9 protein-coding genes are annotated in these 15,595 nt (G+C 31.3%); all 9 read right to left on the bottom strand.

Translation table 11 applies throughout. From position 1 onward, the window contains the following. Positions 1–191 precede the first annotated feature (191 nt). The 9 genes from BAZ10_RS07770 to BAZ10_RS07730 all read right to left on the bottom strand — a co-directional run bounded on the left by BAZ10_RS07770 (position 192) and on the right by BAZ10_RS07730 (position 15,539). On the bottom strand, positions 192–1,838 hold the full coding sequence (locus BAZ10_RS07770; RefSeq protein WP_078771579.1) for a hypothetical protein: 1,647 nt from the start codon (positions 1,836–1,838) through the stop codon (positions 192–194). A gap of 133 nt (positions 1,839–1,971) precedes the next feature. After that, entirely contained in the window at positions 1,972–3,078 is a 1,107-nt protein-coding gene (locus BAZ10_RS07765; protein WP_078771578.1) for a hypothetical protein, read from the bottom strand. 46 nt (positions 3,079–3,124) lie between these two features. After that, positions 3,125–4,072, bottom strand: coding sequence for a phage exclusion protein Lit family protein (locus BAZ10_RS07760; RefSeq protein ID WP_078771577.1), 948 nt, complete (start codon positions 4,070–4,072; stop codon positions 3,125–3,127). A gap of 134 nt (positions 4,073–4,206) precedes the next feature. Beyond that, positions 4,207–5,403, bottom strand: a complete 1,197-nt coding sequence (locus tag BAZ10_RS07755; RefSeq protein WP_078771576.1) for a hypothetical protein — start codon at positions 5,401–5,403, stop codon at positions 4,207–4,209. Positions 5,404–5,502: 99 nt separating this feature from the next. Further along, positions 5,503–6,240, bottom strand: coding sequence for a hypothetical protein (locus BAZ10_RS07750; RefSeq protein WP_078771575.1), 738 nt, complete (start codon positions 6,238–6,240; stop codon positions 5,503–5,505). A gap of 9 nt (positions 6,241–6,249) precedes the next feature. Continuing rightward, positions 6,250–7,161: a hypothetical protein gene (locus tag BAZ10_RS07745; protein WP_131828791.1), complete on the bottom strand. Its 912-nt coding sequence runs from the start codon at positions 7,159–7,161 to the stop codon at positions 6,250–6,252. 203 nt (positions 7,162–7,364) lie between these two features. Continuing rightward, positions 7,365–12,458, bottom strand: coding sequence for an Eco57I restriction-modification methylase domain-containing protein (locus BAZ10_RS07740; RefSeq protein ID WP_078771843.1), 5,094 nt, complete (start codon positions 12,456–12,458; stop codon positions 7,365–7,367). A 58-nt stretch (positions 12,459–12,516) separates the two neighbouring features. After that, a complete protein-coding gene (locus tag BAZ10_RS07735; RefSeq protein WP_078771573.1) occupies positions 12,517–13,197 on the bottom strand; it encodes a hypothetical protein in 681 nt (226 codons plus the stop codon). A 71-nt stretch (positions 13,198–13,268) separates the two neighbouring features. Continuing rightward, on the bottom strand, positions 13,269–15,539 hold the full coding sequence (locus BAZ10_RS07730) for a hypothetical protein (protein WP_245803772.1): 2,271 nt from the start codon (positions 15,537–15,539) through the stop codon (positions 13,269–13,271). Positions 15,540–15,595 lie beyond the last annotated feature (56 nt).

Raw genomic sequence — 15,595 nt, 5'->3', positions numbered from 1 at the left:
GATTTCCAATAAGGAGAAATCGAACCTATGTTTAGTTTAATTAGTCAACACTTAATCTGTTTTTCAAAGTTATTTAATTTGATTATAACTGTCAGATTAAGTGTTGACTAACTAAGTTAACTTAAGTAAAGTCTTATCACATTATTTTTTAAATTTTAACTACGTATCATGCTCACCATTAATAGACATTCTTAAATTTGTTTTTCAATATCGTCAAAATAAGGATGTTTTATTGTGTTTACAGTACCTGTACATTCTGATGTTACAACAAAATCTGGATAAGGATTTTCATTATTAAGAAGTCTACAAAAATCGTGAATAGTATAACACTTGCTTTGGCTATTGTACATATACAAAGTTGGGGCATTAATAATAAAAATGCCTACAACTTCAAAATCATTTAAATCCACTTCAATTGGATCAGTGACTCTTAATTTAAAATGGTTTTGAATAACAACAATATTATCCTTTACCCAGTCCGTTTTTCTTTTCAACTGGTTTTCGTATTTATCTTTAAAATTACTGTAGTCTCTTTTCCAGTTATTATAATCAAATCGGGATCGATTATGTTTACATTCTGAAACATATATTTTTTTGTTATTTAAATCGAGAAAAAGAATATCAATATCACCAATTGTACTATCAATATTAATAAATTGCTTCTTATGAGTCTGAAAGCTCTTAATATCAATTTCAAACGGAAACTTTTTCGATCTGATTATTTCAGATATAGGGTTTTGAAGAACTTTATCGTGCGTATTATCAACTTTTTCAATAAATTTCTTTAAATCATTATTAACCTTCCATTCTGGAGGAAAAATTCCAAATGGAAAGCAATTTGTTGATAGCTGTGAAATACTTTCCATCCATTTGTTAACACCAATAATATGGTATTGTTTATCATCAATGGTATATTCTAAAATAGGTCGATACATATGTCTATATATATCTTGGTTTTTATAAAAGCACTCTTCTATACTTAAAGCATTTTGCTTTTTAATGGTCAAACCTTCATAGAAACTATCAAGAAATGTATGATCAACAGCAGTATTAGCCTTAATCCTTTTAACAATTTCAGGAAAATGTGTAACACCTAATCGGTTCTCAGGTTTTTGTAAATTTTCTGCAACAAAGTAACATAGATTATCATATTTAATAGAATATTTATCTTCAACTAAATGTTTAAAATCATGAAGGCAATCCGAGAGAGCAACTTCTGAATTATGATTGTTTAAATCATTGAAAATATACGAAAAGAATAATGGGTAAGGCTGATAGGTTAGAAAAGCAATTTCTTTTTCTTTCCTTTCATATTTAACACCTATTGCTTTTGGAAATAATTGAACTCTTGCTAAATATTCGCTGGAAATAAATGCCCACTCACCAATATAAATTAATTCTTCAAGAAACGTGCAATAATCTAACATATTATCCTGCATTTCATTAAAAAAAATAGGAGCACCTTTAAGGTTATATTTTGTAGACTGTTCAAGTATAATCTTTAAAATTCGGCGTGATCCCGCAAATTTTTCTTCATTAATACTTAGCCGATACCCTTCAATTTGTTTTTGATGCAGCTCAATTGAATCTTCATGTAGATTATGACAAAATAAGTAAAATGAAAATCTTTTTTCACTTTGAATCTTGTCTTCCAGTTTTTTACAGAAAAATGTAAAGCTGAATTTAAGAATTTCACCTACTGTTTTAGGGTCAGTAATTTCAACTTCTGTTTGAAAAAATTTCTCTTCTAAAAGCTCAGAGAGTTCAGGCCAGTAAATATCCTTGTATTTATCATCTGAAATAACAATCCTTTTACCTTCAATATTGTATCCTGGCATTTTTAAGTTTTATAGTTATTAGTAAGTATAAAATTATAAAAATAGACTTGCTTATGATTAGAAGTCATAAAATAAATTACACTGATTTCTAAATTTATTTTTTTTTGCTTTTTTAAGAATATAGTTTCTGTAATTATGTATAAATCTTGTCATACAAATCATCAATTTTGAAATTAAGATTTCTAACCTCCTTATTGTTCAATATCTTATTAATCCCCAATATGATTAATTGAGAAACAATCACTTTCATCTCCCAGTAAATATCTTGTGAAAGCACGTCTTTCCCATTAAGTTTTATATATTCATATCCTCTGTAGTAAGATCCTCCATGCGCTATTTCATTCCTAATTTTAAAAACAGCATCTAAAATTCCTTTCATTTTTTTAGCATCGTTCTTATTTTGTGTCAAATGAATTATACAAAACAATTTCATAAAATCAGATGATGCATTTTTTTCAAATAATCCCTCCATTGCATAAACCAAATCCAGGAGCTTATCCATATCCTCAACATGAGATTCAACACTTATTAAATATCTTTTTAAAGACCATAAATTACAATCCCATACTTTAGCAATTCCTGATAAATTGTCTTTCAGATTTATTATTCGTGATTTAGTAATTAAGACATGATGCATGAAAACATCTGTTTTCAGATCTTCGTAAAAGTTTCTCTTCTTTGACTTGAAGTGAATAATCCCACCATTAAAAACGTTATTCAATCCCATCACGGAAGTTGTTGGGAAAGTTAAGTGCAATGCAGATAAAAATAGAAATGAAATCTCTTTCTGTAGTGCCTTATATTGATTATAACTCTGAATAAAATCATAAGGAATTGAATTCAGATTTTTAATTTGATCTCTGGAAGGTATTATTGTTTTTCGGGTTAATTGAGTTTCTATTATGGCTATTCCTGTTGAATAATGCCAGTTCTTATAATTATTATCAACATTAAAATATGAATAAATCATTCCTAGATTATTAAAAACATAATTTTGGACACGATTTGTTTCAACAAAACCACTCCTAAATTTTGGCAGAATTTTAATCAAAACTTTTTCAACCTCATCAGAAACAAAAGTTTTCAGACCATAGTTAAACCCATATTCTATTTTTTTTTCTGAAATATTTAATGTAAGAATATGCTTTACATTGTCGGTAATATCAAGAATTATTTCCTCATCAGAACTATCATCTGCATCGAAATAGCAGGGAATAAGCCATTGAATTTTGGTACTCATATAAATATTACTTTAATAATTTTGAATCACTAATTTATGAACCAGTTTATGGCTTTTTACTTACCTGTTTAGCTTGTTCTAAAAGCTCATAGTATAACTCTTTAAAATTACGATAATGTGTATCTGTAACAAAGTTGTGAGAAAACTGTTTGTCCCACAATTTTAAAAATAACACCAAAAATGCCCATACAGAACTATCTTCGGATGGGTTAATTAAATCTAAAGCATTTTCAATTCTAACATCAACATCTGGATGATCATTTCCGCCCGATAGATCTTGGCTAACAAAAAGCATCGAGGCCAAACCTACAACTATCGCTAAATGACTTACAAGTGGCTCTCTGCAATTTCCCAAGAGTAAAGATATTGCTCGCGAATCTGCTTCAATTTCTAATGTTTTGACACTTTCTCCTTCCAGATTATTTTCAACTCTTTTTTTTATATGTTCTAATTCTGCGTGTGCTATTTCGTGGAATAGAATAAAGTTAATTGCTTCTACATACAGATCATTAGCTCTAGGAATATAAAAACCTTCATCCGTCTTTTCATCAAAAATCTCAGGATTAGGAAAATATTCTGTATCCCACTTTGAATAAACTCTCACTAATGATTTGGCATAATCAAATAATTCTTCCGTAAGTTTTATTAATTCTATATTTTGATTTTTGTGAGTAGGAATACCTCTTTTAACTTGATCAGGAATTACGATTCCCTCCTCATAAAGAACAAACATCGAAAAGCTGATCATCCAAAGGTAAGACAGATATGTTTCGTGAATATATATCATTCCATCTTTATCAACACGGGGTGTTTGTTTGTTCCTGAGAGGTAATTCTTTACCTACATAACTAATACTATCACTTAGCTTTGAGCTTATTTGTAATAACTTTATAAATTCCTCATTTCTCTCAAGTAAACGTGTAGTTAAATTGTGTTTTAGTACTCTTATCGGCTGGATACCTATATGGTTTTTACCTCTAACGCTTTTTTTCATGGTAATTAATTTTCTACAATATACTTCTATAATCTTCTATTTTCTCTATGGTAATTTTAATTTACGCCTTGGTTATAATTTTTCTCAGAGATAAGCGTGTTTATTTTTAATTCCTATTTAAATATTGTTCATTTCTAGTTTTCATTTAGCAGAAACTTTTCTGCGAACACATCCATCTTAGATTCTTGCGCTTTTATTTGATTTTTCACAAAATCTATTCTTTCATTATCTAAGGTTAAAGTTTCATTAAATAAAGATTTTTGGAGATCCTTATAATCTTCAAAACAGTTCAATAATTCTAAATGAATACTTTTCTTATGAATAGGTACCGTTATTGATTCTAATTTAATAATTGTATCATCCAAATTTGAGATGAGATAAGATAGATTATCTTTAATCTTAAAAAGCTTTTGTACCTCATCAAATTCGGCATCAATATCCTTATTATGATATACAGGTTTATACTTCCACTCTTTCATTATTTTTTTTATTTTACTTCTCCAGTTCTCAGTTAAAAAAACAGATTGAAATGATTTTAGATCAAGCAGAACAACAGACAGTAAATCTTGGTGAAGATGTTTTAAATTTTCCAAATCTAGATGTGAAATGGGTCTATTATGAGCTTCTTCCCTTCTTAATTTATTTAAAGTATCCATCGAACTTTCAAATTGTGCAGGGCTTTGGAAATAATTTGCGAATAGATTAAAGTTAGATAAGATAATTTCTTTCACTTGTAATGTAAAAGTATAAGCAATCAAAATATTACCCTCATTACAATCTACTCCAAAATTGTTAAAATAGATTTTCTTAACATCCCTTTTTATTTTATTATCAATTTCATTATCCCACCACTCATCACCAAATTTATCTTTGAACTTTAATTTTACAATTTCTCTCAATCCATTCTCAATTTCAGAAATTATCTGCTTAGCTTGAGCAAGGCGATAGTCTTCTGTATTTTCCTGAAAAAAAGTTGATGTAAGCCATTCAATGGATCTTCCGGTTCCAATAAATTCTGCTGTAGCTTTAGTCGATAAAGCATATAAAATTTCATTATCGTCTTCATCAAAGGCTCGGACTGCATAATTTTTCAAATCAACATTATCATATTGATTGTTTCTGAAGATACCATTAAAGCACCCCATAATTGCGGTCATTTCCAATTTTATATCATATGAATTTCTTGCAACAGCATAAAAGTCGCAGCAAAGGGTATCTTCATTAAGAAGGTAAACATCTTTGACATTTACTTTTTTACAACTCTTATTCAAAATATGGATTATCTTCAGTGAGCCACTTACCACATTTGTTAAATTCTCAATTGTTATCATTACTACAGTTTCAAAAAATTATTTAAAATAAATGTTAAATAATGTCTTGTTTTATAAAGATTAATTAAATTACAGTACAGTTAAAAAGCTATAAAATTCCTATTTCTTACTAAATTGTTCTAAAACTTTGTATTGTAAATGATTCAGGATATCAAGAACATAAGCGAGATGTTTTTCAGCATTCATTGTTGCAAAATGTATCACTTGCATTGATTGATATGAAGGCATTTTTAACTTTCTTTCAAAATCAGGGTCATTTTGTCCTAAAGGAATACTTATCAGTTTCTCTTCTCCGCCTAATATATTCGCTGGCGTAAAATGGGAAAATCCATCTCTGAATTTTAGCTTATATTTATTTAATTCATTTGCTTCCTCTTCACTAAGTATTTTGTATTTTTTACATCTCTGAATATTTTTGTCCATACTTCTCCCAGCGTACATCTTATCAGCCTGAATATATTTTTTTATTATTTCTTCATCACCATAATCTGCAACAGTACCAACCTCAAATTGTATTAAAGTAAGCTTTAATGCTCTTTCAAGAAGTAGATTTGTATTAGTAATACTAGGGATATAAGCATTAATAATCAAGCAATAGACTGAATCCTTAATATGCTGTTCCAGATCCCTGAACAAAAACAAATTATCTACATACAAATACTTTTTATACTGCTCATATCTAGATTCCAGGCCATTACTAAAAATCTCTTTAAGATCTGTTTTATTAGCAGCGTCAATAATTTCTGATAACTTCTCAAATTCCTTATCATCGTTTTTAAAGGAATTCAAAACACTATTCTTATATTTCCACTTTTCAATTTTTTTAGCTTTATCCATATTAATATTTTAACATTTACAAATTTTCTCTTCAAAATCTGGCTGACCATAAAAGGTAAATCTAATTTCACAGTCGGGACATTCGTAGACGTTCATCTTGTCACCACAGTTCATGCAGACTCCCATTATACTATGTTCATTACCTTCTTCATGAATATTTAATGTATCGTAAACGATTGCTTTTTTAGCTTCACAATCTTCGCAGTCAATATAACCTGCTGCGTATTCTAGATTTAAATTACAACAATAACATATTTCATTATTTGGAGAAAATGTCTTTTTACAACAATTTATGCATTCGTATGCTAAACCGGAATATTCGACTGCCATTCTACGCATTTCATCAACATAAGGTTGAAATGATATCAACTCGTTAAAATCTTTTCTATCCAAATGCTCCTCATAAAATTCTGAGGGGCTTTCAAATTCAAAACTGATATCTGTCAGTAAAGGCATCAGTAAATGCGTTACAGCAAAAATTAATTCTTTTTTGAGATTAATGATTTCGTCTTCGGACAAAAATAAATTTAAATGTATGAGTTTATTTCTATACAATTGAAATTTAGTAAGGTGATCAAAATGGAGATCCGTAAAAAAGACCAAATCGCTATTGTCTTTAAAAATATTCTTTAGCTCTTCATATGTCTTAGTCTTTAAATGATTTTGTTTAAACTTTTCCAAAAGGGTTTCGCTAGAAAAAGCCATGTTATTTTTTAAAATAGCATTAATGTCAACTTCTTTTATTAAGTAAGCCTTTAGCGATAATTCTATTGATGTCTGGATATAAAGACAGGATATAATTGCTATTTCCGGATCAAAAACTTCTTTATCATTCTGTATAATTTCTTTAATTCCACGTTTTAAAAATAGAACTGCGTTCTTGTAGATTGTTGAATAGATTTCCTGCAAATTTATATCCATATTTGAGTATTTTTTAAGCATTAATTGGTTAGGTTCCTATTTTCATAATACAAAATAAACAACTTATTGCGCATTCTTTTTGCGTAGTTTGATAATATTATAATTAAATAACAAATACACAAAAACGCTTTAAATAAATTTCATGAGTGTTTTTATATTCTAATTATCAATAGGAGTTGTTCATTAAAAATAAGAAATACCAATTATCTTCTTCTCATTACTGCCACTACATTATCTACACTGATATTTTTTTCCTGATCCGATATTATATTTACTTTATTTTTGAATTCCGCATTATCAATAGATTTTACTGAATTTTTATATAAAATCCTATTTTCAACAGATCTCTCCTTAATCAAATCCACGTTTTTGTTCCTTTTTAAACTTTCTTCTTTTTCTTTTTGATATTGCTCTACTAATTTGTCTTTTATTTCAGGAAGTTCTTCCAATCTCTTATCCAACTCAGTAATTTTTTCTTCTGTAGTTTTTGACTGATTCTCAATTTCTGTAACATTCACTCCTTTTTCAGCTAAATTTTGGATTGTTTTCTGAACTTCTAATTTTGTAAGATCAATTGTTTTCTGATAAGAGGAAAGTTGATTTTTCCAATACTCTCCATCTTTTTCTTCTTTAGAGTATCCTAAAATTCTATTATAATTATGTTCTGCTTTGGTCACCTCTTCTTGAACTTTGATAAAATCCTCATATTTTCTTAATACAAAGGCTCTATCAGCATTGAACCTATCTTTTTCATTTTCAATTCGCTTTTTCATAAGCTCAATCTCAATATTAGCCCTTGTTTCCGGATTGGTAATAATAGCAGTTTTTAATTCCTGCGTACTTATATCGGAAATATCCAGGACATCAGCTCCTTTCTTCATTGCTTCCAGATAACGGGCTTGTTTGGATTGCAGTTTCTGAAGCATAAAAACATCAATACTATCATTTGTCAGCATAAAATTGATTCTCACATTTTCGTTTTTATTTCCTTGCCTCCATGCCCGCCCTTCAACTTGTCGTAAAGCAGTAAAATTATAAGGTAAAGACAAGAGATATACATCAGTTGTATTTTCCTGAAGATTCATTCCCTCTTGAATGGCTTCACTTCCAATGATTACTTTTATTTTCCCGGAGTTGAATTCATCTTGAATCTTTAGCCTATTAGGCTTACTCGTGGCTCCGGTGATAATTCCAATTTCTTCCGGTTTATAGCCAATTTCATTAACAAGATATTCTTTCAGCTTTGGAAACTCTGCAACTGCCAATTCAGAATAAATAATTTGCCCTAAGTCCGGAATGTCTTTTTTATTCTGTCGAATCAGCTCCATAGTCTGTTTTAACTTTGGAGAATTTTCTATGAATTCCTGTATAGAAGGTACTTCCCCATCATAATAAATCGACAAATATGGTGATATGGCAATCAATCTGGCATTAAGAATATGGGTTAGAATTGCTCCTTTCTGCGTTTCACTAAAACTTTCATTAAGTAAATCATATTGCTCTTTTGTCAGATCATTTTGTTCAATTTTATATTCTTTGTTGATTTTATTGGGTCTCTTCAATTCAGAATTATCCTCTTCTCCTTTAATATCAATGAATTCAGAAAGCAATTGTTGGAAAAGAGAATTATTCTTAAACCTTCGGACATTAGCCTTAAATTTCACATCACCTTTGGCATCGATTTCCATATCGTTATCAGCCTCCATAAAGGTTTCAAAAAATGTATTGACATTGAAGTAGCCAGACTCTTCCAAACGTTTATTAGCAATCAGAGATAGAATCGAATAATACTCCAAAGGCTTATTGGTAAAAGGTGTAGCGGATAATAGGGTTATATTTCTCCCATTATTTTTATCCTGAATATACTGTGCACTCATCCAGGTATTGATTCCCAGTTTGGAAGTCTGCTGGTTTTGGCTTCTAAAATCTGAAGCAAACCCACGGTCTTCAATTCTAACCTTTCCTACAATATGATTGGCATTATGTACTTCATCATAAGTAAGATGATCAAATCCAAAATCTTCCCAATCATAGATTTTACCTCGCTTCATCTTTCCTTCGATTTCCATCTCTTTCTGTAATTCAATTTGCTGATCCCTTTCGCTGATAGAGTTTACACTTTTCAGTTCACTTTCTGATATATAAGAAAATTTGGAAGCTAACTCCTGGGTAATATTTTCGGAAAATCCGATATTATTAAAACCTTCATAAGTAACTATGGTAATCTCTCCGTCTATGTTATCAAATTTTGATAGATCATAATCTTTACCAAGATTTCCTAATACATTCACTTTGGCATTTGGAATCGTTTCAAAAATAGTTTCCACCCATTGCTTCAGAATACTATCGTTAGGAACAACAATTAAAGGCCTTTTTGCGTTTCCACGTTCCATTGCTTCATGCATGGAGAGAATTCCGGATAAAGTCTTCCCAAATCCAACCTCATGCGCCAATAATCCAACACCTTTTGTGGTCTGTCTTCCGATTCCTGCTTTTTGAACCTCGGTTAATCTTAACTCCTTTCCTTTAAAATTACGATGAATCTTAGAAAATAATGGAAATTTTGAATAATCCGGAACATGGATATTATTATAATTTCGGTTGAAGTCTTTTACAAAGCGTTCCTTTAGCTCATCTGATAATTCTTGCCTTAAAAATTTATAAAATAAATCATTGGCTGCTGCCTTCCTCCTTTCTCGGACAAGAGCATTTCTTTCTCTATCACTTCCCGTAACAGTTTCATTATCTACAAAACTTCTTACTTCCCATGCTGAGGAACCAGCAAAAGCATCACTGGATAATGTTCCAACAAAATCTGTAAACTTTTCAGCAAGATTGTATGATACCATAGCCTTTTCTGTTTGTCTTGTACTGGAATTCCACTGGTCTTTCTCTACATAACCTAACCCAAATTGATGTATAAATTCGTGATTGGGACTAATAAAAATCTCATCCAATAACTTTGGCTTAGGCAAAACACTTTCTAAGAGTGCCTTTTGTTTTGAATATTGAGCTTCAGAATATCCTTCCGAAAAAGAAGCTTTAAAATCAATTTCTAATTGCTCTAATTTTTTATAAATATTACCTTCAACATAATAAAAATCATGCACCCATTTTCCATCAATAAAATTAGCGTATTCCTTGTGCTTACCATTCTTATTTAAAACTCCTTCATAATTTGTATCTCTAAAAGCCTCAATCTCTGCATTAGAAAGCTCCAAGCTATTTTGAAGCGATGTATTTACAATATCATCACATTTAAAAAATTGATATTTTAAAATTCCTTTTTTAATCTCTGGTTTAGTCTGAATTCTATATTCAGTATTCTTTTCATTTTGGGACTGAAGAATCTTATCCGATTTTTGAAGAATTTCATTAGTTCGGTTTTGATCAAATTTCTTTGGTTCACTCGCAATTTGAGATTGAATTTTCGCGTACTTATCAATCTCCTTTACGACAGCTGGAGATTTGAATTTTATAGCACCAAGTACTGAAAGTACCTGTTCAACCTTTTCTTGTACTTCAGTAAGATCTACAGCAGCAGGTTCACTAGCTATAATTTTTTCCGTTTGAGCCACCGAATCCTTATTTTTTAAGATGATCTTAGGTTCTTCAGCTTCCAGAAATAAATCTTCAAAAAGATTCCCGATTCTTTCAACTTCCTTTTTGCCCCTTTGCCGTTCTATTTTTAATAAAGCATCCTCTAAATTTCCATGAACATAGTTTTCTTTTCGCCCAAAACGATTGGTTTTTTCACGGGTTTCGCCTAGAATTTTTTCAGGATTAATTTCAAAATAATCGGAAATATCTCTGGAAATTTTCTGCGAATCCTTTTTTAGAATAATAATATCCGTACCAATACCAGTTCCGGCAAAAACTCCACTAGGTAAACGAAAGCCTTCTATTAATTGAGCATTTTTTAACTGGCTTTGCCTGTTTAGCCAACCCGATGGGAGTACCATTGCCAAAATGCCATCTGCTTTTAAAGAATCTAAAGAGCGTTTGACAAAGTAATCCTCATATTTTGAGATTTTGGGTTCTTCCCCCAAGCCTTTGTAAAGTCCCCGATGTTCCCCGTAGGGTGGATTACCAATAACCAAATCATATTTTTCAGAGAATTCCTTTTTATTACCCTTTTCATCAATAAATTCGGTTTCAAAGGAACGGAGATGAATATCAGCTTCAGGATGAAAAACTTTTGCAATTTTTGCTGTAGTTTCGTTGATTTCAAAGGCTGTAACATTTGTCTTTACTCCCAGCTCTTTTGCAGCATAGAGAAAGTTTCCTGTTCCTACACTAGGCTCTAATACCAAAATTTCCTGTCGGTTTTTAAACTGATCTTTGATTAAATTGCGGATAGCATCTACAATCTTTGAATCGGTGTAGTATTCATCTAATATCCCCCTACCCTCTTTTGCTGTACCGCCACTTTTGAACTGTCCACAGAAATCTTTCAGATCATTTGTAAGATTAAGATTTTCTTTTAGAATGATTTTGCTGTCCCTTGAAACAAAGCAAGTTGCAGAAACAATTTCTGCAACTTGCTCATTATTAACTTTCTGCCCTTTATATTTTGAAATAAGAATCTCTACATCCTCATTATTTTTATGGGATGTATTTAATTCTGATCCTGATCTGTCGGATAAAGTTCTCCCGGATATGATTCCGCCCACGGAATATTTTCTTCCTTCATTTTCTTCATCATGCTGCGATTGTGCTCCACCATTGGATCTTCCTCTTTCTCTGTTTCCCAGATCGCTCCGCCTTGTGCCTGCAAGTCCATTTCCAGCATGGTTGCTGCCCATATCTTGTCCTCCTTGGTTATTTCCGTTTTGCTCGGATTGGCTTCTTTGGAGAGATTTTCCAGAATCTCGTTCAGAAAATTCGGTTCCCACGTGCTGAGCGTTGGAAATTCCGTTTCGTTTAATATTATCGTTTGCATCTTCTGAGGTTTTTGGTTCGACTAAAGTAATATTTTTATTTTGAAGACCTACTTTGTTTTCTAAATATTCACTGAGATTTTCATTCCCGGTTTCTGATATGCCATATAGTGGACGGATATCCTTGATATTTTTATCATTCAGCTCTCTAAGGATTTTGAGTGTTATAATATTTCCCTCACGGTCTCCATTAAGACAAAGAAATATTTTGCCCTCATAATTCTGATACCTGTTAATAAGCTTTTTGGTATTTATACCAGAATGAATCGCAACAAGTGTTCTGTTGTTAATCTGATTATTTAATTTCAGAAGCTCTAAAAATGAAAGTCTGTCCTTGCTGCTGCTAAAAACAACCATTTCATTCTTACTCCCTTCTATTACTGAAATCTCATCTTCTTTATATACTAGCTGATTTTCACTCACTTTTCCGGATTTTTACAAAATGATTAAATTCAAAAATATCTTTGGCAACATCGTCCCAGTTCTTTCTGGGTAGTAACTGTAAGGTCACAAACAGATCATCCTTTTTACTGTAAGAATCTATACGCTCTAACCTCCCTTTATAATCCTTTTCTGCATGCTTATACAGTGAATAAGGTAAAATAGTATCTGTGGGATAGATATAGAATCTCGTATAAGTCCACGGAGAATTAATCTCAAAACGTTTATATTTTTTATGAAATAAAACGGTATCAGAAAGGTTTTTTCTGTTCCTGTAGTTGGAAATCCATTCTTTTGAAAACACAGCTCCCTCTTTCTTTTCCCAAACTAGTAAAGGTTGCTGCCTCGTAGAAATATCCGAAAGGATAATATTACGCTCGGACAAATCTATTGGATAGCATAAAGAATCCTTCATGTAATAGCACTGCTTATTAATCTCAGGAAAGGAAAGATCCGGAACCAGCTCTATCAGCTGATCATGAGAATAATTTATTCTTGATACATGAAAACTCTGCATCTTATTGAGTCCCTTGGATGCATCAAAATAAACGTTTGAAATAACATCAATTCCGCCTTTATCAGATTTGATTTCTTTATGGCATGAACTATTGGTAAAAAGAAAAACCAGGTACACCAATATTAAATTTATCTTCATATTATTAAATTTTTAAAAAGCGGTAAATCACCATTAGACTTACCGCTTTAAAATAATGGACAGGTATAATTTTATCGTTTAATGCTTTGCTCCTTTACATTGGCCTTATCATGTCCTCTCTCATCCTCCATCCCCTGCAAAGGTTTATTGGTATTGATCCTGGTCATATCCTGATCATAAAGGTTCAAATTCTTGTATTGTGCGTTTAAAACCGCTTTTGCTTCAACCACCTGATCATTCTCTTTTATCTTTACTTTTACTATATTCCCTTTTTCCAGAGATTTGATTGTGCTGTCTTTATACTCCGGCTTATCAAATATCAAGTTGGATTTTTCGACAATCTCAGCAGTATCAATACCATAGTTTTTATAAAAATTCTGGAATTTGTAATTTCCTTTTTCAGTTTTGGGTTCACTAAAATCGAATCTCACAAAGGCAGGCTCCTTTTGATCAGTCTTGGGATTAAGAAACTCTATTTTCACACTGCGCCCTTCCAGAAGGTTTACAGCCTCTTTAGCCGTAAAAGTATTTTCACGGTTTACCGGAAAATTATGGGATATCTCTTCATTTTTATCATTTGCTAATTTTGCGTGATAAGAATTAAGGAAAACACCACCACTTTCAGTTTTATTGAATTTCAAAATAAAATCTACCTTATTTCCGGGCAAAGTTTTATCGGAAGAAGCTTTAATTTCAAATTCATTTTTCTTTAATTTAATTCCTTTTTCCAAATCTTTGTGAAGCTTTTCATCTTCTCCAAAACCAAGATATTTCATCTGGTCTTTTAGGTATTGTACCTGATTAAATTCTTTTGTTGTTTCCATAATGTTAGAATTTGGGTTGTTAAACTTTATATCATTTATTGTTAATATTTTAAAGGAAGGCAAGTTATCTTCGTTTAGATAGTTTTTTAAAATTTCGCCATTTCCTAATAATTCATAAGATTCGCCGTACTCCTGCTTTTCCAATAAGCCAAAAACTAATGCGTATTTATCATTCTTCGATAGTTGGTGTCCATCAAGAACATCAGGTATTTGATCCAATTGTTGCTTTGTCAAAGAATAATCATCGTCTGTTGTTCCAAATTCAGTTTTTTGCGCATAAGCTGCTCTTTGATTCTCAGTAATCTGTAATTTTTCAAGTATGAATTCATTTTCTTTCATAAAGGTTCTGTAGTTGAGCAGATCTTTTTTTTCCTCTACTGAAAGTTTCGGGGAAAGATCATTTTTTGCCGCCTTTTCTTTTAAGTTCTGTTCCGCAAATATTCTAAAGTCGAATAATGTTTGTGGATGGTTATAATGATCTCTCAGAGTTCTCCATCCACTGCCATCGGGTAATCTGTATTCTTGAGTTTGAAGATCATAGCTGTAGTAGCTATTTTCACTCGGGCTTATCAACGAACCGCTACCATCATCATATTCCCGCCAGATCCATCCTTGCGGAAGACCGGATGCGGGAACCAGATTTTCTTCAAAATCTTCTTTTAAAAACAGATCTTCAAATCCAAGATTGTTTTCTTCCCAATCAAGATCACGTGTACTTTTCCTGCTTTCAGGTGAATCTTTGATGAGTTGATTGACTTCAGTATTAAAGTTATTCTCTACTCTTTCGTATTTGTGGTAATGGTAAGCCATTCGTTCCTCAATCTGTCTATTGTCTAATCCTGAGCTTAAATCAGTCCTATTCTGAAATTCTTTTGCCCATAAATCGAAAAGTAAATTGTGCCTATCTGACGGATTATCTATTCTGACTATTGTATTTCTTTTGTTATCTACAAACTGTAGGATTTTATCATCATCGTAATTATTTAGAACTTCTACCGCATATTTTGCCGTTATATTTCTGAATTTTTCCTGAAAACTATTACCAATTAATTCATTTACAGAATAAGGATGAGTATTTACAGAATGAGACATTTTAGCTTTATTCTTAAATTGATAAATAGCGATGAACTTTTTTTCCTGACCGGAAAACTTCCGTTCTCCATCCTTAAACCATTGTTCCGGAGACGTATTTTTCATCTCTTTTACAAAATTTTTATAAGCTCTAGTTATCGGAGTAATATTCTTATCATACCAGCTTAAATCATTGACCAATTCCATATTTTTTTGATTATTAATAGTCAGATTTTCTAATTTTTGCTCTTTCGGATCAATGGCACGTAAATCAAAAGGATCTGCATCCAGCCCGTAATCAAACGTATAACCGATAGCTTCGCATTCTTCCTGAAAAATGGCGCAATCATTATAGTCAAGTCCCTCGTACATTGCCTTTTGCTGCCATTTATCACATACGGCCTTCAGTTCTTCAGGAATAAGCTCATAATCTTCAAATAAATCCATTCTTAAATTTTATTTACTTTGAGATTCTACTATATATTAGGCTTATCAACAGAGTT

The organism is Elizabethkingia occulta (assembly GCF_002023715.1).
GTDB classification, from domain to species: domain Bacteria; phylum Bacteroidota; class Bacteroidia; order Flavobacteriales; family Weeksellaceae; genus Elizabethkingia; species Elizabethkingia occulta.
This window is presented reverse-complemented; position numbering and strand designations above follow the sequence as displayed.

Excerpts from the sequence above, each read along its gene's own strand:
- BAZ10_RS07770 (WP_078771579.1), bottom strand. The coding sequence starts at position 1,838 with ATGCCAGGATACAATATTGAAGGTAAAAGGATTGTTATTTCAGATGAT.
- BAZ10_RS07765 (WP_078771578.1), bottom strand. The coding sequence starts at position 3,078 with ATGAGTACCAAAATTCAATGGCTTATTCCCTGCTATTTCGATGCAGAT.
- BAZ10_RS07760 (WP_078771577.1), bottom strand. The coding sequence starts at position 4,072 with ATGAAAAAAAGCGTTAGAGGTAAAAACCATATAGGTATCCAGCCGATA.
- BAZ10_RS07755 (WP_078771576.1), bottom strand. The coding sequence starts at position 5,403 with ATGATAACAATTGAGAATTTAACAAATGTGGTAAGTGGCTCACTGAAG.
- BAZ10_RS07750 (WP_078771575.1), bottom strand. The coding sequence starts at position 6,240 with ATGGATAAAGCTAAAAAAATTGAAAAGTGGAAATATAAGAATAGTGTT.
- BAZ10_RS07745 (WP_131828791.1), bottom strand. The coding sequence starts at position 7,161 with ATGGATATAAATTTGCAGGAAATCTATTCAACAATCTACAAGAACGCA.
- BAZ10_RS07740 (WP_078771843.1), bottom strand. The coding sequence starts at position 12,458 with ATGGTTGTTTTTAGCAGCAGCAAGGACAGACTTTCATTTTTAGAGCTT.
- BAZ10_RS07735 (WP_078771573.1), bottom strand. The coding sequence starts at position 13,197 with ATGAAGATAAATTTAATATTGGTGTACCTGGTTTTTCTTTTTACCAAT.
- BAZ10_RS07730 (WP_245803772.1), bottom strand. The coding sequence starts at position 15,539 with ATGGATTTATTTGAAGATTATGAGCTTATTCCTGAAGAACTGAAGGCC.